This is a genomic window from Pseudomonas sp. SDO55104_S430, assembly GCF_054070595.1.
Window position 1 is genome coordinate 13,448 of sequence record NZ_JBSVXG010000026.1, and the last position, 22,957, is coordinate 36,404.

General features: G+C 59.5%; 20 protein-coding genes. 12 read left to right on the forward strand and 8 right to left on the reverse strand.

Features of this window, described 5'->3' with window-relative positions; all coding sequences use genetic code 11:
* Window positions 1-166: 166 nt before the first annotated feature.
* The 3 genes from ACW9JE_RS07630 (at window position 167) to leuD (ending at window position 3,715) form a co-directional block, all read left to right on the forward strand.
* Entirely contained in the window at window positions 167-1,498 is a 1,332-nt protein-coding gene (locus ACW9JE_RS07630; RefSeq protein ID WP_224537313.1) for a dicarboxylate/amino acid:cation symporter, read from the forward strand.
* A 144-nt stretch (window positions 1,499-1,642) separates the two neighbouring features.
* Window positions 1,643-3,061, forward strand: coding sequence for a 3-isopropylmalate dehydratase large subunit (gene leuC / locus ACW9JE_RS07635; RefSeq protein WP_457432390.1), 1,419 nt, complete (start codon window positions 1,643-1,645; stop codon window positions 3,059-3,061).
* A gap of 9 nt (window positions 3,062-3,070) precedes the next feature.
* A complete protein-coding gene (gene leuD / locus ACW9JE_RS07640) occupies window positions 3,071-3,715 on the forward strand; it encodes a 3-isopropylmalate dehydratase small subunit (RefSeq protein WP_457432391.1) in 645 nt (214 codons plus the stop codon).
* A gap of 154 nt (window positions 3,716-3,869) precedes the next feature.
* Here leuD and ACW9JE_RS07645 read toward each other — a convergent pair whose 3' ends face one another.
* The 5 genes from ACW9JE_RS07645 to ACW9JE_RS07665 form a co-directional block, all read right to left on the reverse strand.
* Entirely contained in the window at window positions 3,870-5,342 is a 1,473-nt protein-coding gene (locus ACW9JE_RS07645) for an MFS transporter (protein WP_457432392.1), read from the reverse strand.
* Between the two features lie 434 nt (window positions 5,343-5,776).
* Window positions 5,777-5,944: a YhfG family protein gene (locus ACW9JE_RS07650; protein WP_457432393.1), complete on the reverse strand. Its 168-nt coding sequence runs from the start codon at window positions 5,942-5,944 to the stop codon at window positions 5,777-5,779.
* A 43-nt stretch (window positions 5,945-5,987) separates the two neighbouring features.
* The gene (locus ACW9JE_RS07655; RefSeq protein ID WP_457432394.1) at window positions 5,988-6,344 is read right to left on the reverse strand and encodes a type II toxin-antitoxin system RelE/ParE family toxin; all 357 of its coding nucleotides are present in this window, start codon (window positions 6,342-6,344) and stop codon (window positions 5,988-5,990) included.
* A gap of 2 nt (window positions 6,345-6,346) precedes the next feature.
* Window positions 6,347-6,637, reverse strand: a complete 291-nt coding sequence (locus ACW9JE_RS07660) for a type II toxin-antitoxin system ParD family antitoxin (protein WP_457432395.1) — start codon at window positions 6,635-6,637, stop codon at window positions 6,347-6,349.
* 189 nt (window positions 6,638-6,826) lie between these two features.
* The gene (locus ACW9JE_RS07665) at window positions 6,827-7,741 is read right to left on the reverse strand and encodes a LysR family transcriptional regulator (RefSeq protein ID WP_457432396.1); all 915 of its coding nucleotides are present in this window, start codon (window positions 7,739-7,741) and stop codon (window positions 6,827-6,829) included.
* A 280-nt stretch (window positions 7,742-8,021) separates the two neighbouring features.
* Here ACW9JE_RS07665 and ACW9JE_RS07670 point away from each other — a divergent pair, with 280 nt between their 5' ends.
* From ACW9JE_RS07670 to pgm, 4 genes are all read left to right on the forward strand, one after another.
* Entirely contained in the window at window positions 8,022-9,044 is a 1,023-nt protein-coding gene (locus ACW9JE_RS07670) for a zinc-dependent alcohol dehydrogenase family protein (RefSeq protein ID WP_457432397.1), read from the forward strand.
* Window positions 9,045-9,621: 577 nt separating this feature from the next.
* Window positions 9,622-11,094: a hypothetical protein gene (locus ACW9JE_RS07675; protein ID WP_457432398.1), complete on the forward strand. Its 1,473-nt coding sequence runs from the start codon at window positions 9,622-9,624 to the stop codon at window positions 11,092-11,094.
* Between the two features lie 67 nt (window positions 11,095-11,161).
* Entirely contained in the window at window positions 11,162-12,562 is a 1,401-nt protein-coding gene (locus tag ACW9JE_RS07680; protein ID WP_457432399.1) for an aminotransferase-like domain-containing protein, read from the forward strand.
* A gap of 124 nt (window positions 12,563-12,686) precedes the next feature.
* The gene (gene pgm / locus ACW9JE_RS07685; protein WP_457432400.1) at window positions 12,687-14,333 is read left to right on the forward strand and encodes a phosphoglucomutase (alpha-D-glucose-1,6-bisphosphate-dependent); all 1,647 of its coding nucleotides are present in this window, start codon (window positions 12,687-12,689) and stop codon (window positions 14,331-14,333) included.
* A gap of 168 nt (window positions 14,334-14,501) precedes the next feature.
* Here the strand turns inward: pgm and ACW9JE_RS07690 are convergent, their stop codons facing one another.
* Complete coding sequence (locus tag ACW9JE_RS07690; protein WP_457432401.1) at window positions 14,502-15,197, reverse strand: pirin family protein; 696 nt, start codon at window positions 15,195-15,197, stop codon at window positions 14,502-14,504.
* A gap of 291 nt (window positions 15,198-15,488) precedes the next feature.
* Between ACW9JE_RS07690 and ACW9JE_RS07695 the strand changes: the two genes are divergently transcribed.
* Window positions 15,489-17,954: a UvrD-helicase domain-containing protein gene (locus ACW9JE_RS07695; RefSeq protein WP_457432402.1), complete on the forward strand. Its 2,466-nt coding sequence runs from the start codon at window positions 15,489-15,491 to the stop codon at window positions 17,952-17,954.
* Between the two features lie 58 nt (window positions 17,955-18,012).
* Here the strand turns inward: ACW9JE_RS07695 and ACW9JE_RS07700 are convergent, their stop codons facing one another.
* Window positions 18,013-18,285, reverse strand: coding sequence for a DUF1652 domain-containing protein (locus ACW9JE_RS07700; RefSeq protein WP_224537290.1), 273 nt, complete (start codon window positions 18,283-18,285; stop codon window positions 18,013-18,015).
* A 263-nt stretch (window positions 18,286-18,548) separates the two neighbouring features.
* Between ACW9JE_RS07700 and ACW9JE_RS07705 the strand changes: the two genes are divergently transcribed.
* From ACW9JE_RS07705 to ACW9JE_RS07720, 4 genes are read left to right on the forward strand one after another with little or no spacing between them, the layout of a single operon-like run.
* Window positions 18,549-19,364, forward strand: coding sequence for a helix-turn-helix domain-containing protein (locus ACW9JE_RS07705; RefSeq protein WP_457432403.1), 816 nt, complete (start codon window positions 18,549-18,551; stop codon window positions 19,362-19,364).
* Between the two features lie 51 nt (window positions 19,365-19,415).
* Entirely contained in the window at window positions 19,416-20,822 is a 1,407-nt protein-coding gene (locus ACW9JE_RS07710) for an NAD(P)/FAD-dependent oxidoreductase (RefSeq protein ID WP_457432404.1), read from the forward strand.
* Window positions 20,823-20,848: 26 nt separating this feature from the next.
* Entirely contained in the window at window positions 20,849-21,190 is a 342-nt protein-coding gene (locus tag ACW9JE_RS07715) for a cupin domain-containing protein (protein WP_175376301.1), read from the forward strand.
* Between the two features lie 56 nt (window positions 21,191-21,246).
* Complete coding sequence (locus tag ACW9JE_RS07720) at window positions 21,247-22,332, forward strand: polyamine ABC transporter substrate-binding protein (RefSeq protein ID WP_224537284.1); 1,086 nt, start codon at window positions 21,247-21,249, stop codon at window positions 22,330-22,332.
* Between the two features lie 225 nt (window positions 22,333-22,557).
* Here ACW9JE_RS07720 and ACW9JE_RS07725 read toward each other — a convergent pair whose 3' ends face one another.
* On the reverse strand, window positions 22,558-22,782 hold the full coding sequence (locus ACW9JE_RS07725; RefSeq protein WP_224535541.1) for a YgdI/YgdR family lipoprotein: 225 nt from the start codon (window positions 22,780-22,782) through the stop codon (window positions 22,558-22,560).
* Window positions 22,783-22,957: the final 175 nt, after the last annotated feature.

Below are 22,957 nucleotides of genomic sequence, written 5' to 3' on the forward strand. Positions count from 1 at the left end.
AAGTGGAGTTGATTATGAGTATGTAGATGATATTTAACTACCGGCCGACGGTCGGTTGATTAGTTGTGGCAAGTAATCGCCATTCGCAAGAATGACAGCGCCTTCGAGGTTGCTGCGAATTACTATGCCGGTACATATTTAGAACAATAAGATTCAGGACTTTTCAATGAAAAGAATGCTTGGAAAACTATACGTGCAAGTTCTGCTTGCCGTTATCACCGGCGCCGTGATCGGCGTGTTCTTTCCTGAAACCGGTACGGCGCTCAAGCCTTTGGGCGACGCCTTCATCAAACTGATCAAAATGCTTCTGGCGCCGGTGATTTTCCTGACAGTGGTGACGGGCATCGCCGGCATGGAAAACATGAAGGATCTGGGGCGGGTCGGCTTGCGTGCCCTGATCTATTTCGAGGTGGTTTCCACCCTGGCCCTGGTGGTGGGGTTGATCGTGGTCAACCTGTTCATGCCCGGTGCCGGCATGAACGTCGACGTCGCCACGCTGGATACGTCGAGCCTCAACGCCTACACCACGGCGGCGAAGCACACCTCGTTCATGGACTTCATGATGAACATCATTCCCGACACCATCGTCGACGCTTTCGCCAAGGGCAATGTGCTGCAGATCCTGCTGTTCTCGGTGTTGCTGGGCGTCGCCCTGGCCCACGCCGGCCCCCGGGCCAAGCTGTTCGTGGACACCCTGGAAAGCCTGACACACGGCATGTTCCGCATCGTCAGCATGGTCATGCGCCTGGCTCCCATCGGCGCCTTCGGGGCGATCGCCTTCACCATTGGCAAGTACGGCTTCGGCTCATTGCTGTCCCTGGGCAAGCTGGTGGCCTGCGTCTACATCACCTGTGCAATCTTCGTGATCTTCGTGTTGGGACCGATCTGCCGGTACAGCGGTTTCAGCATCTGGAAGCTGCTGAAGTACATCAAGGAAGAACTGTTCACCGTGCTGGGCACCTGTTCCTCCGAGTCGGTGCTGCCGCAAATGATCTCGAAGATGGAAAAGGCCGGCGTATCGAAACCGGTGGCCGGGCTGATCATTCCCGCCGGCCTGACCTTCAACCCCGACGGGCAGGCCATTTACTACACCATTGCCGCCGTCTTCATCGCCCAGGCGACCAACACGCCGCTGACCCTGACCGATCAGCTGATCGTGCTGGCTGTACTGATGTTTACCTCCAAAGGCTCGGCAGGTGTTGCCGGTGCGGGTTTCATCATCCTCACGGCGACGCTGGCATCCCTTGGGACCATTCCGGTGGCCGGCATGGTGCTGCTGTTGGGCGTGGATCGATTCATGTCCGAGGCGCGGGGGATTACCAATACGATTGGCAACGGTGTCGGAACAATGGCGATTGCCAAGTGGGTGGGGGCACTGGATACATCGAAGATGCACAAGGCGCTCAATGGCGAGGCGTCGGAAGATGGTTCTGCAAAAGTCGTGACTAAGCAATCCACGGGGCGCGTGGAACACATGAGTGATTCACTTCGCCAGTAAGTTCCATGGTTTCAGTTTTCTGGATTATCAAGTTGGAAATTAGTTGCCGAGTTTCACTGTGCGCGGAATGTAAGTCAGTTCTTAATGACTTGTTTTGCGCATTCATAAAAACAAAATATCGAAAACGCAAATGAGGATAGTTTGATGGCTGGCAGAACGCTCTACGACAAACTCTGGGATGCGCATCTCGTGCAACAGCGAGCCGATGGTTCGGCGCTGGTTTATATCGACCGCCATATCCTTCACGAAGTGACTTCGCCGCAGGCCTTCGAAGGTTTGCGTCTGGCCGGGCGCAAACCCTGGCGTATCGACACCAATATCGCGACGCCGGACCACAACGTACCGACGACCCCCGAGCGCAAGGGCGGCATCGACAGCATCACCGATCAGGTCGCGCGGCTGCAGGTCCAGACTCTGGACGACAACTGCGACGAGTACGGTATCACCGAATTCAAGATCGACGACGTGCGCCACGGCATCGTCCATGTGATCGGCCCGGAGCAGGGCGCCACCTTGCCGGGCATGACCGTGGTCTGCGGCGATTCGCATACGGCCACCCACGGCGCATTCGGTGCCCTGGCCCATGGCATCGGTACTTCCGAGGTCGAGCATGTACTCGCCACCCAGTGCCTGGTCGCCAAGAAAATGAAGAACATGCGAGTGCTGGTCGAAGGGCAATTGCCGTTGGGCGTGACGGCCAAGGACATCATCCTGGCGATCATCGGCAAGATCGGTACGGCTGGCGGCAATGGCCACGCCATCGAGTTTGCCGGCAGCGCGATTCGCGATCTGTCCATGGAAGGTCGCATGACCATCTGCAACATGGCGATCGAGGCCGGTGCCCGGGTGGGGCTGGTGGCGACTGATGATAAGACTGTGGCCTATGTGAAGGGTCGTCCATTTGCGCCGAAGGGCACGGAATGGGATCTGGCGGTCGAGGCCTGGAAGGATCTGCAGTCCGATGCCGATGCGGTGTTCGACACGGTGGTCGAGCTCGACGCGACCCGGATCAAGCCGCAAGTCAGCTGGGGCACTTCGCCCGAGATGGTCTTGTCGGTCGATCAGCGTGTGCCGGATCCTGCCGAGGAAATGGACCTGATCAAACGCGGTTCTATCGAGCGCGCCTTGACCTACATGGGGCTGAGCGCCAATCAGGCGATTACCGACATTCAGCTGGACCGTGTGTTCATCGGTTCCTGCACCAACTCGCGGATCGAAGACCTGCGCGCTGCTGCCGTGATCGCCAAGGGCCGCAAAGTGGCCTCGACCATCAAACAGGCGATTGTTGTGCCGGGCTCGGGACTGGTGAAGGCTCAGGCCGAATCCGAAGGCCTGGACAAGATTTTCCTCGAAGCCGGTTTCGAATGGCGCGAGCCGGGTTGCTCGATGTGCCTGGGCATGAATCCGGACCGTTTGCAGTCGGGCGAGCATTGCGCCTCGACCTCCAACCGCAACTTCGCCGGGCGTCAGGGCGCCGGTGGCCGTACCCATCTGGTAAGCCCGGCGATGGCAGCCGCCGCCGCTGTAAATGGTCGTTTTGTCGACGTCAGAGAGTTGATTTAAGGAGCACACATGAAAGCTTTTACCCAGCACACCGGCCTTGTTGCCCCTCTGGATCGTGCCAACGTCGACACCGACCAGATCATCCCGAAGCAGTTCTTGAAGTCGATCAAGCGCACCGGTTTCGGCCCTAACCTGTTCGATGAATGGCGCTACCTGGACGTGGGCCAGCCTTACCAGGACAACTCCAAGCGCCCGCTGAACAAGGACTTCGTCCTCAATGCCGAGCGTTATCAGGGCGCCAGCGTGTTGCTGGCCCGTGAGAACTTCGGTTGCGGCTCCAGCCGTGAACACGCGCCGTGGGCGCTGGAAGAATACGGTTTGCGCAGCATCATCGCGCCGAGCTACGCCGACATCTTCTTCAACAACAGCTTCAAGAACGGCTTGCTGCCGATCATCTTGGGCGACGAGGAAGTCCATGAGCTGTTCAAGCAGGTCGAAGCGGACCCGGGCTATCAGTTGCAGATTGATCTGCAAGCCCAGACCGTGACCCGTCCGGATGGCAAGGTCTTGGGGTTCGAGATCGATGCGTTTCGCAAGCACTGTTTACTCAATGGCCTGGACGACATTGGCCTGACGTTGCAGGACGGTGATGCGATTGCGGCGTTCGAGGTGAGGCATCGGGCGAGTCAGCCTTGGTTGTTTCGTGATGCTTGATTTTGCGTAAGACGTAATGACGCCTTCGCGGGCAAGCCTCGCTCCTACAGGTCGGTGGTAAACCTGTAGGAGCGAGCAGGCCGGTAGTGAATCTGTAGGAGCGAGGCTTGCCCGCGAAGAGGCCAGTACAGACACCACACGAACCCAGACAATATCAATCCCCCACCTGCGACAACGGCCTGGCCACATGCTCAAGCGACCGACGCTCCGCCGCCACACCCCACAACGCCTGCACCACCGCCGCCGCAACCATCAACACCGCACCCATCAAATAGCCATAAAACACATTGGTCCGCTCACCCGTCTCGATCAGCACGCCAAACAGCATCGGTCCGATCAGCCCGCCCAGACCGGTGCCGAAGGCGTAGAACACGGCAATCGCCAAAGCGCGTATTTCCAGAGGAAAGGTTTCGGCCACGTTGAGGTAGGCTGAACTGGCCGCTGCCGAGGCGAAGAAGAAAATCACCATCCAGGCGATGGTCTGCTGGGTGACATCGATCAATTGCTGCTGGAACAGATAGCCGCTCACTGCCAGCAGCACGCCCGAGAGCAGGTAGGTACTGCTGATCATGATGCGCCGTCCCACCACGTCGAACAGCCGGCCCAGCAGCAGCGGGCCGCAGAAGTTGCCCAGGGCGAAGGGCAATATGTACCAGCCGACCTGTGCCGAGGGCACGCCGTAGAAGTCGGTCAGCACCAGGGCGTAGGTGAAGAAGATCGCGTTGTAGAAGAAGGCCTGGGCCGTCAGCAACGTCAGCCCCACCAGCGCCCGTCGGCGGTGTGCGATGAACAGGCTTTTGAATACTTCCCTCAACGGCGTGTGGTTCCGTGCACGCAGTCGCAGTGGTGGCGTATCGACCGGGGGCAGTTCGATACCGCGTTCGCGGTATTGGCGTTCGATGTCGGCGACGATGCGCTCGGCCTTTTCCGGTTGATTGTGGATCATCAGCCAGCGCGGGCTTTCGGGGATCCACAGACGCATCCAGATGATCCCCAGGCCCAGCGCCGCCCCGATGCCGAAACACAGGCGCCAGCCGAGTTCGCTACCGGCCACTGCCGGATCGAGCAGAATCACCGCGCCCACGGCGCCCAGTGCCGCACCAATCCAGAAGGTGCCATTGATGGTCAGGTCGACCCAACCGCGAAAACGCGCCGGGGTGAATTCCTGGATGGTGGAGTTGATCGCGGTGTATTCGCCACCGATGCCGGCGCCGGTGAGGAAGCGGAACAGCAGAAAACTCGCCAGATTCCAGGAAAAAGCCGTCGCCGCCGTGGCGCCGATGTACAGGAACAGCGTGATGAAGAACAACTTGCGCCGCCCCAGTCGATCCGTCAGCCACCCGAAAAACAACGCCCCCAACACCGCCCCGGCGATGTAGACCGCGCCCGCCAAACCAATATCGGTATTGCTCATCGCCAACACCGGACTGTCCTTTAGCGCTCCCGACACCGACCCTGCCAGCGTCACCTCAAGGCCATCGAGCAACCAGGTGATGCCCAGCGCCAGAACCAGCAAGGTGTGGAAACGGGTCCAGGGCAGGCGGTCGAGACGGGCGGGGATGTCGGTGCTGTAGATCCGCTCGTCCGCCGCAGCACCGGCAGGAGCACGAAAAGCCTGGGTAGTCATTGGCAACTCCTGTTCGCTATTAGTCGATGGAATTGCCAAAGTGACCGCAAGTTCAAAAAACTGCGGCTCCCTGTAGGAGCGAATTCATTCGCGATGGAGAACAACGATAACGCGGAAAGCCAGATACTCCGCGGTGTCTGTGCCTCCATCGCGAGCAGGCTCGCTCCCACAGTTGATCGAGTGGCAGACACAAAACCCTGTAGGAGCTGACGAGTGAAACGAGGCTGCGATCTTTTGATTTTGTTTTAAAGCAGGATCAAAAGATCGCAGCCTTCGGCAGCTCCTACAGAGACAGCAGGCATCTGCCGGAATCGCTATTTATGTACGCTCGACTTCTTCCTGGTCGTCAGCATCGCGCAGGTCAAGAAGGTTGATGAGAACGTCAGTGCCCGGATAACAATCCGGGGCCTGATCGGCCCCGTATTTGTCGTTACTCAAGCTTTTATATGCCTTACCGCTTTGAGCACGGCTTCGCGGGTAGGCAATTTGATCTCGTCGTCACTGGAAGGCACGAAGCCCTCGAGGCGCAGGCTGGCGGCGAAATTGGATTTGCGTGTCTTGGCAAAATGGGCTTTTTTGGCCATTAGGCTCAGCTTTTCCATGGTGCGTTCTCACTGTGTGCGTGAGGTTGGGCCAGGTCACTGATCAGTCGTTATGCAAGTGCAACTGCACTTCCATGGCGTCATGAAGGAGTCTGACGACCTCGATCACGTCATCGTTTGCCACACGATAGAACACGATATGACGTGGGCTTTTGACCGTTCCAAGGGTTTGTTTGGCCTGCTGGCGTGAATAGACGAGGTGATAGCTGCGAAGGCCCGGTGCAAGCTCATCGCGGTCGTGGCTGCCAATACGATAAGGCGTGTCGGCAAGCGCTTGCAGCGCCGCGAGGATGAGCGCCTGGTCGCGCTGGCGAGCTTGATCGCCGAACTGCGTCTGGGAGAGCCTGAGGATGTCGACAATGTCAGTGCGCGCCGCGTTGGAAATCCGATACTGCGGCATGCTCAGTGTTTTTCTCTCACGGGGAGGGTTGCCTCCAGGCTCAAGCCCTCGAGGTAGTGCTCCAGATCCCCTTCGTTCACCTGAGTAAAACGCCCGTGCCCAATATCCATGAGGCCGATCGAGGTTGCCCGACGCAGTGCCTCAATTTTGGCGGTGTCTTCGGCGACGCGCTGTTCCAGTAGCCGCAAACCTTCCCGCATCACTTCACTGGCATTCTGATAGCGGCCAGACTGAACAAGGTCATGGATAACCTGTTCCTGGTGAGGTGTGAGCACAACGTTTCGCGTCGCCATAACCAGCTCCAGTTTCACGTAAACAGATACTTCTGATTGTTGGCATATTATGCCATCTCCTCTCGGGAGAATAGCTTGAGGGCGACCCCACAGATATGCCCCCAATGTAGCCATCCACGGGAAGCGAATGGAGCTCCATGGTTTGTGGAAAGGCAGAAATGATCAGCCGAACAGCCTATCCGACGACGCCTAAAGACTATCCGGGTCGCCGAAAAACATCTGAATCCGCGACCGCAACCAGCGCTCCCCGGGATCGTTGTCCTGCGATCCACGCCAGGCCATGTGCAATTCGAAACTTTGCACCGGCAACGGCGGCTCTTCAGCCCTTACACCACCCGCTGCGGTCAGTGCTTCGGCCGTGTAATCGGGGACGGTGGCGACGATGTCGGTGCCGGCGAGGAGGGTGCTCAGGCCGTTGAACTGCGGAACGGCGAGGACCACGTGGCGTTTGCGGCCGAGCTTTTCCAGTTCTTCATCGATAAAGCCGCTGAGGTCCCCGGCGAACGACACCAGTGCATGTGGCCGTGCGCAGAAGTCGTCCAGGCTCAGGGGGCCGGGGACGGAGTCGGCGCGCAGCAGTTTTGGCGAGCTGCGGCGCAATACTTTGCGCTTGGCGTTCGCCGGCAGGTCGGTGGTGTAGCTGACGCCGATGGAGATTTCACCCGAGGCCAGCAGGCCTGGCATCAGGATGTAATTGACGCGCCGGATGACCAGTACGATCCCCGGCGACTCGGCGCGCAGGCGCTTGAGCAGCATCGGCAACAGGGCGAACTCGACATCGTCCGACAGCCCGATGCGGAATACCGCATTACTGGTGGCCGGATCGAAATCGGCCGCGCGGCTGACGGCGGTGGAGATTGAGTCCAGCGCCGGCGAGAGCAGCGCGAAGATCTCCACGGCGCGCGCGGACGGCTCCATGCTGCGCCCGGTGCGGACGAACAGAGGATCGTCGAACAGCCCGCGCAGACGCGAAAGCGCCGCACTGATCGCCGGCTGACCGAGGAACAGCTTCTCTGCAGCGCGGGTCACGCTGCGTTCGTGCATCAGGGTTTCGAATACGATTAACAGGTTCAGGTCGACACGACGAAGGTCATTACGATTCATCTGGAGTCCTGGCAGAGTCAGCAAGCTTGACGTGAGCGGGCATATGAGAACAATGGCCAGCAGGAATATTACGGGGTATTGCTGGTACTCTGCACCGAGAAATTGAGTTTTTCCTGCAAGAAGCGGTCAAAATTCCTACAACATAGAGCGACTGTGGATGACGCTCCCGCTGTTGCGGAATCAATGACAGGCATGTCGACTATTAATAGCCACTGATAGTGTTGGGGCAAAAGCCCAGCTAGAGTTCAGGGCATTAGAGGTTCATTTGGCGAGGTTTGCGATGTCCCGCACGATCCGTTTTCACAAGTTTGGTTCAGCCGAGGTGCTCAAATGCGAAGAGCATGCGGCGGCTTTGCCTGCACCCGGCGAAGTGCAGGTACGCGTCGAAGCCATTGGTATCAGTTGGTATGACATTCTGTGGCGTCAGAACCTGGCGTCGTCCCACGCTCGTCTGCCGTCAGGTCTTGGCCAGGAAATGGCCGGAGTTGTCACAGCGGTCGGCGAAGGCGTCGATGACCTGGCAGTGGGCGACAAGGTCGCCAGCTTCCCGGCCGAAAGCCCGAACGATTATCCGGTCTACGGCGAACAGATCGTTCTGCCACGTTCGTCCGTGACCCGTTACCCCGACGTGCTGACCCCGATCCAGGCGGCCGTTCACTACACGCCGCTGCTGGTTGCCTATTTTGCTTACGTCGATCTGGCGCGGGTCAAACCCGGCGATTTCGCCCTGGTCACCGATGCCAGCCACTGCTCGGGTCCTTCGTTCGTCCAGCTGGGCAAGGCTTTGGGTGTGCGGGTGATTGCCGCGACCAAGTCGGCCGATGAGCGTGAATATCTGCTGGCCCTGGGTGCCGAGAAAGTCATCGTCACCGAGGAAGAAGATCTGCTGATGCGGATCAACAAGATCACCGACAACCGCGGCGTGAACGTTGTGTTCGATGGCCTGGGTGGCCCACAGATGTCGCTGCTCGGCGACGTGCTGGCGCCCCGTGGCAGCCTGGTGCTGTACGGTCTGCAAGGCGGCAACCAGACGCCGTTCCCGGCCTGCGCAGCGTTCCAGAAGAACATCCAGTTCTTCGTGCACTGCATCGGTAACTTCACCGGCAAGCCGGAGCTGGGCATCATTCAGGACCAGGTTGCGCTGCAACGTGCCTTGCGTGACATCAACCAGCTGACCGCCGATCGCGTACTGGTGCCGCTCGAAACTCGGGTCTTCCCGTTCACCGAGTTTGTCGAAGCGCATCGCTACATGGGCGAATGCCCGTGCCGCGAAAGGGTTGCCCTGCAGGTCGAACCGGCCTGATAGCTCCAACCGCTGCCACTCGAAGAGTCCGTGCCCTCACGGACTCTTTTGCTATCTGCGCCTTGTAAATCAGACATCCGTTGACCGGTCGACGGGACAGTTCAGCAACTGAACTGGTTTTTGCTCTGGATCTGTAGCTTCTAATCAGCAACTAAGCCTTGATAATTGAATGATTACTTTCATCTCAAGGAATGAGTCATGGGCGAGTATCAAGTCGATACTTTTCAATGCGCTACACGGTCGTCTATTCAGAAAAGAACGAACTTTCCTGTTGTTGTAGAACAATCGGCTGCAACTTCTTTCTTTATTTCCTGTATCCCATGTCTGTGGGACTGCGTAGGACATTTCCTAGGACATTGCGCGCAAACGCAAATTTCCTTTAAACCCCTGAGGTTACGGCGGCTGGCGTATGCGCAGGGTCGTGGAAGCTGTGTCGCCTCGCCAATGCTGCTCTGAAAACTTAAGTGCTAGCATTCGGCACTAACGCCCTGTTTTCAATTCATTCTCCGGCCATTCCCTGCACCGCGGGTGCAGTTGTCTGCGCATTATCGAACTTATGCATATCAGGTAAATAACGATGACCAACATCCATGAGCAGGCCATGAAGTATGTCTATCAACAAGTACTGCAACGACTGCTGAGTTTTTTCTCGCGCGCGGAACGCACGGCGTTGCAGTTGCTGATTCAGCGCCTGGGAGTGGCCGCGGGTGGCATGGAGCGGATCGGTGAGTTCAAGGTATTGGCCGTCCAGAACGGATCCCGCGACAACTGCTACGCCCTGGCGCTGCTGCGCGCCGCGCAACTGACCATCGCCAGCCGTGCGCCTTCGACATTTCGTTTGCGCGTGGCCAGTCTGCGTCTCAACAGCAGCCACCCGGCGGCGCTGGAAAACGTTCATCGCAGTTACAACGCGCTGTTCCTTTATGACGACCCCAGGGTGGAAGTGCTGATGGTCGATAACCGCGAAGTGCTGGCGTTCGACCATGCGGCGCCGATTTCCCCGGCCGGTCGCGCCACCAATCGCACCAATCTGCTGATGCTCGGGCACCGCCGGGCGTGGGACGGGCTTTTTGATCTATGGGATGACTGCTATCTGGCCAGCGGGGAGTTCCACGCGCAGATCTCCCGCTGGAACCACGGGGTCGATGCCTTGATCAGTTGCGATTCCCCGCGTCAGCAGAAGCAGTACCACGAGGGCGTGAGGCGGGCGGCCATCAAGGCCGGACTGCACTTTTCCAGTCAGCATAAACCCGACAGCACTGGGCTTTTCCCGTTGCTGGACGAACTCGGCAACCAGGGCTATCAGCGCTTCTACAGCGAAGAGGGCCAGCTGCCATGGCGTCCGGTCGATCAATTCGAAACCTGTCGTCGCGCGACGGTGATCGATATCCACGACATGCTGGTCAGCAACAGGGAAGAGCGCTGGCCATTGCTCACCGAGTTTCTAGGTTTCAAGCCCGACGAACTGTCGGCGCACCTGAGCGACAACGAACACGTGGGGCTGGCGGTATCGGCGCACCTGCGAGGCCTGCAAGCCTGTTTCGTGGAAGACAGCACCTACGAGGACGGCGTCGCCGAGTTCCTGCAACGGTCCTTGGTCATGATACGTCGCAAGCACTTGCCCGAGCGTTTGTGCGAGCAGGCGGTGGAAGCGTTCGGTAATCCATTGACCCTGGCAGAGCTGCGCGCTCGGGCAGCCGCCGAGGCGCAACGCAGTCTTGGCCTGAGCGAGGCGCAAATGGTCTGTCTGGTGTTTGCACCCTTTGCCAACAAGGCGTCGCAGCTTGAACGTTTCCTGCGCCAGTGCCATCCGGGCATGCTGGTGGCCTTGCCGGATCTGCATCGGGCGATGCAGGGCTACCCGGTCGCCGACCAGATCCTGCAATGGCTGGTGGACGTCAGCGGACTGTCGATCAACTTTATCGCCAAGCTCTATCGGATGCCGCGGCTGCCCATCCCCGAGGGCAGACCGGTTGATGCCAGTGGCGACCAGGACGAGGCAGAAGGCGATGCCCCGTCGATGATGGGCGAACGGTCGGCAGGTCGCTGAGCGTGCCTGGATTGCCAGCGATCCTGATGCCGCGACCTCAGCGGCGTCGTGCCCATGGCCCGATCCCATGAAAGGGCCTCGCGAATCCGATTTCGCCTACCAGGCGGTCTACCGCTACCTGACCAGCATCATCGGGGAGAGCGCCAGCGACGGGCATGTGCGTTTGCCGTCGTTGCGCCAATTGGCCGAGCGCCTGAACGTTTCCATCTCGACCATTCAGTACGCCTATTCGTTGCTGGAGAAGGAAGGGCGGGTGTATTCGGTGGCCAAGTCCGGTTATTACGCAGTACCCGCACCGGCCATCAACATGCATTGCCAGGGCAATGATCTGCTCGAAAGCGTCTACATCAACGCCCGACGCCCCGGCATGCTGGTGCTGAGCAGCGATGAGCCGGTGCTTTTGCAATCAATTGACAGCCCGTTGCTGCTGCAGGAGCGAGAGCTGCTGCGCCAGTACCCGCGTCAGCCACAACCAAACTCGCAACCGTGTGGCGAACTGGAGTTGCGCACGGCACTCGCGGCGCGCTACACCACGTCGCCTGTGCGCTGCTGGCACGCCGATGACGTCTATATCGGCGCCGATCTGCGCGGTGTGCTGGAAATCCTGATTACCGTGATGGTCCTCAGGGACGCCACCGTGGTGATCGAATCACCTTGTGACTGGGTCATTCTGCGGCTGTTCCAGGGCGCGGGCGTGCGGGTGATCGAATGGCCGCTGCAAGCCAACGGCCGATTGCATCATGACCGGCTCAAGCATCTGCTGGAAACCGAACCGGTGCGGCTGGTCATTGTGTCCTCGGGCCTGAACATGCCGCGTGGCAGCCAGGCGCCGGATGACGACCGCCAGGCCGTCGCGCAATTGCTCGACCGCCATGACTGCTTTGTGCTGGAAAACGACTGTTACGCAGAACTCGCTTTCGAGGCCCCCAGCTTGCGCTTTCGCGATCTGCTAGCCCCGGAACGGCTGATGATCTTTTCCACTTTCGAAAAGATCATCGGCCCGGAGGCGCCCTATGGATATTTGCTGTCCCGTCATCTGAGCGGCGAATGGCAGCGGCATTTCCTGTTGCGGGCCTTTCGTCTGTCCTCGATTCGCCAGAAGGCCATCGCCCGTTTGTTCAGCAATGGCCGGATAGACCAGCATTTGCAGTCGCTGCGGCGCAGGCTCAAGGAGAGCAAGCTGCAGATGATCGAATTGCTGGGCGAGCGAATGGGCGAGGCTTTGCAGTTCGTCGAGCCGCAAGGGGGCGCAACGATCTGGTTACGATCTTCGCGTCGGGTCGATGTACGACAGGTGTTCCAGCGGCTGCTCAAGGAACACGTGGTGATCGCGCCGGGCGAGTTGTTCAGTCTCCAGGGCCTGCATACCCAGTATTTGCGCCTGAGCCATAACGTCGGCAGCGACCATGATCTGGTCACCGCGCTGGGCCTGTTGGGTGACGCCCTGCGTCTGGAGTCGATCGATTGAGCGGGCAGGCTGGCAATTTATAACAGTGGGCCTGCACTTCGCCGGGATCTATAACGTCGCGCGATGGTCAAACTGCCAGTAAACTGCGTCCAATCTCCTGAACCACTCTATCCAGAGGTTTTGCATGACACTCAGTCCTTTTGCGGGTAAACCGGCACCGGCAGAATTGTTGGTCGACATCCCGCGACTGGTTACGGCGTACTACACCGGCCAGCCTGATGCCGCCATCCCGACCCAGCGCGTGGCCTTCGGCACGTCCGGGCACCGAGGCAGCTCCTTCGACCTGAGTTTCAACGAGTGGCACGTGCTGGCGATCAGTCAGGCGATCTGCCTGTACCGCGAGGCCCAGGGTATCGATGGTCCGCTGTTCGTCGGTATCGACACCCACGCGCTGTCCACCCCGGCCGGCGCCAGTGCTCTGGAAGTGCTGGCCGCCAACGGTGTGACGGTGATGATCGCCGAAGGCGACGAGTACACGCCGACCCCGGCGGTTTCCCACGCGATCCTGTGCTACAACCGCGGCCGCACCACGGACCTGGCGGACGGCATCGTCATCACGCCCTCGCACAATCCGCCGCAGAGCGGTGGCTACAAATACAACCCTACCAACGGTGGCCCGGCCGATACCCACATCACCAAGTGGATCGAAGCCAAGGCCAACGAGCTGCTGGCCAACAAGCTGGCCGGCGTCAAGCGCATCAGCTACGAGCAGGCGCTCAAGGCCAGCACCACCCACCGTCACGACTATGTGAACACCTACGTCGCCGACCTGATCAACGTCATCGATTTCGACGCTATCCGTGACGCCAAGCTGCGTCTGGGTGTCGATCCACTGGGCGGAGCAGGGGTGCGCTACTGGTCGGCGATTGCCGAGCACTATCGCCTCGATCTGGATGTGGTGAACAAGGAAGTGGACCCGACTTTCCGCTTCATGACCGTCGACTGGGACGGTCAGATTCGCATGGACCCGTCGTCCACTCACGCCATGCAGGGCCTGATCGGCCTGAAAGAGCGCTTCGACGTGGCCTTCGCCTGCGACCCGGACCACGATCGCCACGGCATCGTGACGCCGTCCGGTGGTTTGCTTGCGCCGAACAACTACCTGGCAGTGTCCATCGACTACCTGTTCCAGAACCGTCCGCAATGGCGCGCCGATGCCGCAGTGGGCAAGACCGTGGTCAGCAGCGGCCTGATCGACCGCGTGGCCAAGCGCCTGGGTCGTCGCCTGTACGAAGTGCCGGTGGGCTTCAAGTGGTTTGCCGATGGCCTGTTCGATGGTTCCCTGGGCTTTGGCGGCGAAGAAAGCGCCGGTGCCTCGTTCCTGCGCAAGGACGGCGGCGTCTGGAGCACCGACAAGGACGGTCTGATCCCGGCCCTGTTGGCGGCTGAAATGACCGCCCGTACCGGTCGCGATCCGAGCCAGGCTTATCGCGCGCTGACCGATGAACTGGGCGAGCCGTTCTCGGTCCGCGTCGATGCCAAGGCCAATCCTGAACAGAAAGCGTTGTTGAGCAAGCTGTCGCCGGCTCAGGTCACCTCGACTGAATTGGCGGGCGAAGCGATCCAGAGCATCCTCAGCCACGCACCGGGCAACGAACAGGCTATCGGCGGTCTGAAAGTCATGACCGAAAACGGCTGGTTCGCGGCACGCCCGTCGGGCACCGAGGATATCTACAAGATCTATGCGGAAAGCTTTGTCAGCGATGAGCACCTCAAGCAACTGGTCGCTGAAGCGCAGACCCTGGTGGACGGCGCAATCTCCACCAAGTAACGCAACCCCCTGTAGGAGCGAATTCATTCGCGATGGTCGTCAACGATGACGCGGGCATCCAGACAGCCCGCGTCATCGTTGGCGACCATTCGCGGGCAAGCCTCGCTCCCACAAGGTTTGGTGGTGTAATGCAAAAAGGGGCGACCTCCATGGTCGCCCCTTTTTCTATCAGGCCAGATCCACCAGCACGATTTCGCTGTCCTCGAGCGCCGTCACTCGCAACACGTCTTCTTCCTCCACCGCAACACCGTCTCGAGCTTGTGCACGTAAGCCATTGACTACTATCACACCAGTCGCCGGAACCAGGTACGCACGACGGCCGCTGTCCAGACGATACTCAGCGCTTTCACCCGCCTTGAGGTTCGCCGCCACCAACCGCGCATCGGCGCGGATGCGCAGGCTTTGATCATCACCCGCCTTGCCGCTGGCCAGGGTCACGAAACCTTCGCGTCCGTCTTTCGGGAAGGGTTTGGCGCCCCAGGACGGTGCCAGGCCGGATTCATTGGGGATGATCCAGATCTGGAAGATCTTGGTCGGAGTCGCTTCCAGGTTGTATTCGCTGTGGGCGATACCGGTCCCGGCGCTCATGACTTGAACGTCACCGGCTTCGGTGCGGCCCTTGTTGCCTAGGTTGTCCTGGTGGCTGATCGCGCCTTCACGCACATAGGTGATGATTTCCATGTCCCGGTGCGGGTGCTGCGGGAAACCGGTGCCGGGGGCGATCACGTCATCGTTCCAGACCCGCAGGTTGCCCCAGTTCATGCGCTTGGGGTCGTAGTACTCGGCGAACGAAAAGTGGTGATGGGCATTCAGCCAGCCATGGTCGGCACCACCGAGGGAATTGAAAGGTCTGAGTTCAAGCATGATCGTCTCCAGTAAAGGTTCGTCATGGTGGGCAGAGAAGGGTGCAGAGCGCCTGAGCCACGAAGAGACCGTTGGTTGATGACGGGCATCATCCGTCAGGCAAGGATCGATAAAAAGCGTAAAAAATGCCTCATAACAATCGAGTATCTTGATATAAAAACACCTCGAAACATTCTCATTCGGCATTCAGTTCATCGCTTAACCCAATGAGTCATAAGCATTTCACTAGAACTCAACGGCAAATGCAGACACCATAGCCCGCAACAGCCTCACACCCTGGAGCCTTTTCGCGTGTCGCAACACACCCCCGATCTCCCTCCCGAACTTCTTCCTCTGGCCGAGATGTCGCTGTTCAAGCGCCTGGCCGCCCGGTTCTTTGGTCACGGCCTGACACGCCTGCGCGCGCAACACCGCGCGTCCTGGCTGCACGGTCAGGCGGACGGCTTTCGCAGTGGACACACCGCCGGGGTCGAGTATGGCTATAAGGAAGGCCGGCTCGAAGGTCTGGAAGAGGGCCGGCAGGTCCTGCTGATTCGCGACTCGCGCTCGACCGAGCATCGGCCACCGAACATCGACGATCACCTGTTCGATGACTGGCGCCTGCCGCTGACGGCCGAGCTGAAAAAGCGCATGAAGGCCGACGTCGCGCGTCTATTGCCCGCCCACGCGCAACCGAGCGCCGCGCAGTGGAAGATGATCTTCAGCGATACCCCCTCGACTTCGGTGATCGCCGGTGCGGGCGCGGGCAAGTCGACGACGCTGGTGCTGCGCATTGTGTTGCTGAGCCATTACCTGGGCTTCGAATTGAGCTCGATGACAGTGGTGACCTTCACCCGCGAATCGCGCAAAGACTTCATCAATAAGCTGATCGAACTGTTTGCCCTGTGGGGACGCACCCTTGGCTTCAAGGAAGCGCGGGATCTGGTGCGCACCTTCCACTCGCGGATTCTGCCAATGGTCCGCAGCCTGCCGGGCTTCGAGCGCCTGCAAGCCTTCGAAAACCTCAGCCTGCGTTCGCAAGGCGGTGATGAGGAGATCGACAGCAATCCGTTCGACCTGCGCATCAACGATGCCCAGCGTCAGCAACTCAACGCCTGCTATCACGCCCTGCATACCCGCGATGAACGTTTCCGCGAGCTGATCCAGCCACTGTCGCGCCACGCCCTGCAACTCAAGGAGCTGGAGCGCGATCACCCGGATGTGCAGAAACGCGTGGCGGTCACCGAGCTGGCGGCCAAGCGCGACGAAGAGTTGTGCGATCTGGTCGAGGATCTGTGGGTACGCGCCGGCGCCTGGCCAATCAAAGGTATAAAGCCCAATCGTCAGGTCTTCGATATCAATGGCGCGAAATTCCATAGCCACGGCTACATTCCATCGCTGGATGCCTGGGTGGTACTGGGCTTCGATCCCCGGGAAAACCCGCAGGTCAGCCGCCCCAACGCCAAGCTGACGGTGCGCGCGGAATGGGCAGTAAAGCGCACCCTGTTTCAAGCTTTTTGTCGTAAGCCATTGATTTGGCTGGATAGCTACGAATCATCGAAACGTGTACTGGCCTCGCTGGCCGGTGACGCCAGCGCCGGGCCGGGCTTCGATTACAAGGTCAAGGGCGAGCTGGCTTCGGCGCCATTGCTGGACTGTTTTGTCGCCGCCGCCGGCTTTATCGAGAACCTGGGGCTGGATGTGCCGGACGCCGTCAGCCAGATGAGCTTCGGCAAAGACGATCCGGACCGGTTTTTCTTCGAGGCCCTTAGCCTGTTCTGGCGGGCGCTGGAAGATCATCTGCTGGACCAGAAACCGCCGATCATGACCTACAACCGCATGTTCGCGCTGTTCAGCGAGCATTCGCCGGAGAACCTCAAGCTGCTCGGCGATGACTTGCTGCGGCCGATGTCGCACCTGATGATCGACGAATTTCAGGACGTCTCGCCGCAGATCGTCTCGTGGATTCGCGCCAGTCTGGCCGAGATCCGCAGTCGCGGTCCGGCCATGCACGTGGGGCGCGGCGCCCAGCGTTCGTCGCTGCTGTGCGTCGGCGATGACTGGCAGTCGATCTACGGCTGGCGCGGCAGTTCGCCGAGTTACTTCATGGAATTCAACAAGACGTTTTCCTCGCCGAGCACCACCAAGGTCATGCTCAGCGACAACTACCGCAGCCATCAGCACATCATCGACGCGGCCGAACACATCGTGCGCGCAGCGCCCGCGATTGCCGGCAAGAAGGCCAAGGCCTGCGGCGAGCTCAAGGATCTGCTGCCGGTCAATGTCCTCGATCGCGATGACCAGGGCATGGCCAAGCAACTGATCGAGCACTATAGAAAGGGCGATTCGATCTTGATGCTCTATCGAAAAAGCAGCGATAAGTCATTGATTGAAGAGCATATTCAGTCTGTAGTTAATGTTGATTCTAGCTTGCCTCATGAGGCACGCCGCTTGAAACAACTGACCTATCACAGCGCCAAGGGCCTGCAAGCCGACGCGGTATTCCTGCTGGGCGACTGTCAGCACCTGACCAGTTCGCCCTACAAGAACCAGGTGTACCGCATGGCGGGCCTGGGCAAGGCCGGCGACAACGAAGCCTACGACAATGCGCAGAAAGACGAGATCCTGCGTCTGGCGTATGTGGGCATCACTCGGGCGGTGAGTCATTGCTACTGGTACGTCGACGGGCAGGACACCCAGGCTGCGAATCTACCGAAGGCATCCGACCGAATCGGCAAGGGCAAGCCGTTTTTCACCGATCACCGGCGCGAGGCATAAACGATCCCCCACAAAAAAGCCCACATAATGTGGGCTTTTTTACAGTCTCAAACGACCCTCAGGCATAACTCCTCAAGGCCACCGGTGGAATGAAAGCTTCCAGCTCATCTTCCACCGCTTCGATTATTCGTTCGACATCCGCGGCATTCATCACCGTCGCGCAAGGAATACCGGCAATGGCGATCATGGTCTCGCCACTGGCACGATCAAACAGACGGGCAATCATGCTGCCCGGCGCATCCATGCTCGCCTCGAAACCCATGGGATGAAAATGCCAGCGCATCAGCTGGCAGGCATTTGGAAAAGTGACCTTGCTGAAACCTCTATTCATGTGTTGCCCGCCTTCTTCATCGAGCGCTTCCTTTAGCTCACGTTAGGAGGGAAGAGCCTTCATTGGCTCAACCAGTGACAGACCTTAAAAGTAGCATTGGCATGTGAAAAGAATGTGTTTTTTTCAGGCCGTTTGGCGATTGCATCTCATTTTTTATGCGGGGCGAGGCGCGCAAACGTTTTACGCACGACCAAGCCTGCGGTGTGGCGATTGAATCAGCCGTGGAAGTTGGGCAAGCTCGGCTTTTTTTCATCGAGACCTTTATGCACGCCGAGGATGATGGCCCGCAGCAAACCCAGGCCACGGCCGAGACGGTCATGCGTTATCACTTGCGCTGGAAACACCGGGATCTGGACGGCGTGATGGCGCTTTATCACCCGGATGTTCAATACAACGACTTTTTCCAGAACCGTGTGATGGGCCTGGACGAATTGCGCGAATACGTACGCAGCAGCATGCCTCGCGATCCCGATGAAGCACTGGAACACTCGGACCGCATTCGCCTGGACGGCAACACCGCGTTCATCCAGTACCGCATCACCCTGCGTGGCGGCGAAGGTCTGGTGTCGTTTCGTGCCAGCGAAGCGATCACCGTGCGCGACGGCTTGATCTGGCGGGTCAACGAATACGCCTCGCTGGTCCACGAGCAGGCCACGCGCAAGCACTCGACAGCCCAGCGCCCGGCCGTCAGTCGACTTGGCCTGTCGCCCCGGCAATTGAGTTTCATGGCCGATGACCTGCAGCAATATTTCCAGCGCCAGCAACCTTATCTCGACCCTGAGCTGGATTTGCAGCGGGTGGCGAAGGAGTGCGGGTACAGCCGCAATCAGATCTCCTATCTGCTCAATCAGGTGCTTGGCCAGAGCTTCTACCGCTACGTCAACCAGGCCCGCCTGCAGCACTTGCTGGCGACGCTGGATCAGGCCACGCCACCGCTGCGTATCGACGAACTGGCGTTTGCCGCCGGCTTCAACTCGCTTTCCGCGTTCTATAGCTGTTTCCGTCAGCACACCGGTCAGTCGCCCAAGGCTTACGTGAAGCAAATTTCTCTGCGTGCACGCGCGCAAGACATTTCCTGAGATCACCCACTAGGATCGACGCCATCGAAGTTTTGAGTGGCGGGATCCGGCATGACAGCGTGGCGCAAAATCAGTTTATGGATGGACCAGCTCGACGAGCCGCTACAGGCGCGTTCTTCGCTGGAGCGGGACCTGGATGTCGACGTGGCGATCATCGGCGCCGGGTATACCGGGCTCTGGACCGCTTATTACCTCAAGCGCCATGCCCCTGAGCTGAACATCGCCATCGTCGAGGCGCAAACCGCGGGTTTTGGCGCTTCGGGGCGCAACGGCGGCTGGTTGATGGGGAACATGCTAGGCGAGGATCGGCTGCTTGCGGCTTTGTCTCCCAAACAACGCCGCTCCTCTTACGATTTGCTGCACGGCATTCCCGATGAAGTGGCGATTGTCCTCGAACGCGAAGGGATCGACTGCGATTACCGTAAGGGCGGGGCGCTGTATTGTGCGGCTCGCTACCCGGAGCAGGAAGCGAGCCTGCGTCAGTATCTGGCGAAGCTGTATTCCCAGGGACTTAACGAAAGCGATTACCGCTGGCTGAGCCCTGAGCAGCTGTCGCAGCAGATCCGTGTCGCCAAACCCTACGGCGGCATCTTCGCGCCCCATGTCGCCACCGTGCATCCTGCCAAACTGGCGCGCGGCCTGGCTCGGGCGGTCGAGCGTCTTGGCGTGACGATCTACGAGAACAGCCCGGTGACCCAATGGCAATCCGGCAGCCTGCGCACCGCCAAAGCCTCGGTGCGTAGCCGCTGGGTGGTGCCGGCGGTGGAAGGCTATTCGGTGACCTTGCCGCCGCTGGGACGTTACCAGTTGCCGGTGCAAAGCCTGATCGTCGCTACCGAGCCGCTGTCCAACGCCACCTGGGACGAGATCGGCCTGAGCCAAGGGCAAGCCTTCAGCGAAAGCAGTCGTCAGGTCACCTATGGCCAGCGCACCGCGGACAACCGGCTGATCTTCGGCGCTCGGGGCGGCTATCAGTTCGCCGGGCGGTTGCGCCATGACTTCGACCTGACCAGCAGCGAAATCGAACTGCGCCGCTATCTGTTCGGCGAGCTGTTCCCGCAGCTCAAGAACGCGCAGATCACCCACGGCTGGGGCGGCAACCTGGGCATGTCCCGGCGTTTCAAGCCGCACATGCTGTGCGACCGTGCCAGCGGTATTGCCTTGTCCGGCGGTTATGGCGGGGAAGGCGTTGGCGCCAGCGCCCTGGGTGGCCGGACCCTGGCCGACCTGATCCTCGAGCGCGATACCGAGCTGGTGCGCCAGCCCTGGGTCCTGCCGCAGCGGGGCCTGGATGCGCTCAAGGCCTGGGAGCCCGAACCCTGCCGCTGGCTCGGCTACAACGCGATCATTCGCAGCTTCGTCCATGAAGACCAGACCCTGGCCAATCCGGCCACCGCGCCCTGGCGGCGCAAGCTTGCCAGCGGGGTTGCCGGGTTCATGGAAGGTTTCATGCGTTAAACGCTTTTTCACAGACAGGTATTCCCATGAGCATCACCCAATTCAAGAACACCGCGACCCTCGAGCTGGAAGAGTCCAACCCGGTCGCCGTCCCTTTGGGCACCCCCGTGGCGGTGGCGTCGACCACCAGCGTGGAGCGCGACGACGGCGTCGAAACCGGCGTCTGGGAATGCACCCCGGGACGCTGGCGGCGGCAGATCGTCGCCCAGGAGTTCTGCCACTTCATCCAGGGGCGCTGCACCTTCACCCCGGACGGCGGCGAACCCCTGCACATCGAAGCCGGCGATGCACTGATGTTGCCGGCCAACAGCCTCGGAATCTGGGATATCCAGGAAACCGTGCGCAAGACCTACGTTTTGATTTTCTAAACGCTGATCCCTTTGATTGCCTGCCAACAAAAACAAACCCATACAGGAATCGATTCATGCTGCGACAGACACTGATATTTGCCCCGTTGATGCTTGTTGCGTCCATCAGCCAGGCGGCGGAAACCGTCAAGATCTATAACTGGTCGGATTACATCGCCCCGGACACCACCAAGGATTTCCAGAAAGAAACCGGCATCGGCTTCACCTACGACGTCTACGACAGCAACGAAACCCTCGACGGCAAATTGATGACCGGCAAATCCGGTTACGACGTGGTTTTCCCGTCCAACCACTTCATGGCCCGGCAGATCGAGGGCAAGGCGCTCAAGACCCTGGACAAGAGCCAGTTGCCGAACTGGAAGAATCTAAACCCGGTGCTGCTCAAGGCGTTGCAGGGCAACGATCCGGGCAACGAGCACGGTTTCCCGTATCTGTGGGGCAGTACCGGCATCGGCTACAACATTGCCAAGGTCAAGGCGGTGCTGGGCGACAACGCGCCGGTGGATTCGTGGGATCTGATTTTCAAGCCGGAAAACATGGAGAAGTTGCAGAAGTGTGGGGTGGCGATTCTCGATAACGGACCGGAGTTGCTGCCGGCGGCGCTGAATTACCTGGGGTTGCCGCATCACAGCAAGAACCCGGAAGACTACAAAAAGGCTGAGGCCTTGCTGCTCAAAGTCCGACCTTACGTCAGCTACTTCCATTCATCCAAGTACACCAGCGACCTGGCCAACGGCGATATCTGCGTGGCGGTCGGCTTCTCCGGCGACATCCTGCAAGCGGAAAACCGCGCCAAGGAAGCGAAGAACGGCATCGACATCGGTTATTCGATACCCAAGGAAGGCGCCGCGATCTGGTTCGACATGGTCGCCATGCCCGTCGACGCCCCGGACGAAAAGGCCGGTTACGCCTTCATGAACTACCTGCTGCGCCCGGACGTCATGGCCGGCATCAGCAACTACGTGCACTACGCCAACGGCAACGAACAGGCCGACACCCTGATCGACCCGGCCATCAAGAACGACACCAAGGTCTACCCGAGCCCGGACATGATGGGGAAATTGTTTGCGCTGGAAGCGATGCCGTTGAATATCGATCGGGTTCGGACGCGGGTCTGGAACAAGATTCGGACGGGTAGTTGAGCCGTTACATCACTATTGGATGTGCCGGCCTATTCGCGGGCGAGCCTTGCTCCTACAGGTCCTGAGGCTGACCACAAAATCTGTGATCAACCCAGAACCCTGTGGGAGCGGGCTTGCCCGCGAATGCGTCAGAGGGTCCAACATCAATGTTGGATGTGCCGGCCTCTTCGCGGGCAAGCCCGCTCCCACAGGTCCTGAGGCTGACCAGCAACAATCACCGGCACATCAATCTTCTTCACGCACCGTCGCCACTTCATCCGCCCGCACTTTGACTTTCGCTCCGGAAATGTCTTCGAACTCGTAGAAGCCATCTTTGGTCTCGGTTTTCGGCATGTCCTTGGTCAGGTATTGCGTGCCGTTTTGCAGGGTTACCACGGTGGGGGTGGAGCAGCCTGCCAGTGCCAGCAGGGCGGCAGCCGCCAACGGTAGAACCAACGTCTTGATGTTCATAACCACCTCTCATATTCGAAAAAAACGCAGCGACCGTCGCGTTTGACAGCACCTCTATCGCGGTTGGTGCCGTGGAGGGGCGGAAAGTTCGGCCTCTTAAGAAAAATGATTGATAGCGATCCGCCCATCTTTTTCCGATTGCGCCATGCAGGGTGTTGCTGGTATCTGTACGCAT

Excerpts from the sequence above, each read along its gene's own strand:
- ACW9JE_RS07720 (WP_224537284.1), top strand. The coding sequence starts at position 21,247 with ATGCTGCGACAGACACTGATATTTGCCCCGTTGATGCTTGTTGCGTCC.
- ACW9JE_RS07655 (WP_457432394.1), bottom strand. The coding sequence starts at position 6,344 with ATGCCGCAGTATCGGATTTCCAACGCGGCGCGCACTGACATTGTCGAC.
- ACW9JE_RS07680 (WP_457432399.1), top strand. The coding sequence starts at position 11,162 with ATGAAAGGGCCTCGCGAATCCGATTTCGCCTACCAGGCGGTCTACCGC.
- ACW9JE_RS07710 (WP_457432404.1), top strand. The coding sequence starts at position 19,416 with ATGACAGCGTGGCGCAAAATCAGTTTATGGATGGACCAGCTCGACGAG.
- ACW9JE_RS07670 (WP_457432397.1), top strand. The coding sequence starts at position 8,022 with ATGTCCCGCACGATCCGTTTTCACAAGTTTGGTTCAGCCGAGGTGCTC.
- ACW9JE_RS07665 (WP_457432396.1), bottom strand. The coding sequence starts at position 7,741 with ATGAATCGTAATGACCTTCGTCGTGTCGACCTGAACCTGTTAATCGTA.
- ACW9JE_RS07650 (WP_457432393.1), bottom strand. The coding sequence starts at position 5,944 with ATGGAAAAGCTGAGCCTAATGGCCAAAAAAGCCCATTTTGCCAAGACA.
- pgm (WP_457432400.1), top strand. The coding sequence starts at position 12,687 with ATGACACTCAGTCCTTTTGCGGGTAAACCGGCACCGGCAGAATTGTTG.
- ACW9JE_RS07645 (WP_457432392.1), bottom strand. The coding sequence starts at position 5,342 with ATGACTACCCAGGCTTTTCGTGCTCCTGCCGGTGCTGCGGCGGACGAG.
- ACW9JE_RS07675 (WP_457432398.1), top strand. The coding sequence starts at position 9,622 with ATGACCAACATCCATGAGCAGGCCATGAAGTATGTCTATCAACAAGTA.
- leuD (WP_457432391.1), top strand. The coding sequence starts at position 3,071 with ATGAAAGCTTTTACCCAGCACACCGGCCTTGTTGCCCCTCTGGATCGT.
- ACW9JE_RS07700 (WP_224537290.1), bottom strand. The coding sequence starts at position 18,285 with ATGAATAGAGGTTTCAGCAAGGTCACTTTTCCAAATGCCTGCCAGCTG.
- ACW9JE_RS07705 (WP_457432403.1), top strand. The coding sequence starts at position 18,549 with ATGCACGCCGAGGATGATGGCCCGCAGCAAACCCAGGCCACGGCCGAG.
- ACW9JE_RS07630 (WP_224537313.1), top strand. The coding sequence starts at position 167 with ATGAAAAGAATGCTTGGAAAACTATACGTGCAAGTTCTGCTTGCCGTT.
- ACW9JE_RS07725 (WP_224535541.1), bottom strand. The coding sequence starts at position 22,782 with ATGAACATCAAGACGTTGGTTCTACCGTTGGCGGCTGCCGCCCTGCTG.
- ACW9JE_RS07690 (WP_457432401.1), bottom strand. The coding sequence starts at position 15,197 with ATGCTTGAACTCAGACCTTTCAATTCCCTCGGTGGTGCCGACCATGGC.
- ACW9JE_RS07715 (WP_175376301.1), top strand. The coding sequence starts at position 20,849 with ATGAGCATCACCCAATTCAAGAACACCGCGACCCTCGAGCTGGAAGAG.
- ACW9JE_RS07660 (WP_457432395.1), bottom strand. The coding sequence starts at position 6,637 with ATGGCGACGCGAAACGTTGTGCTCACACCTCACCAGGAACAGGTTATC.
- leuC (WP_457432390.1), top strand. The coding sequence starts at position 1,643 with ATGGCTGGCAGAACGCTCTACGACAAACTCTGGGATGCGCATCTCGTG.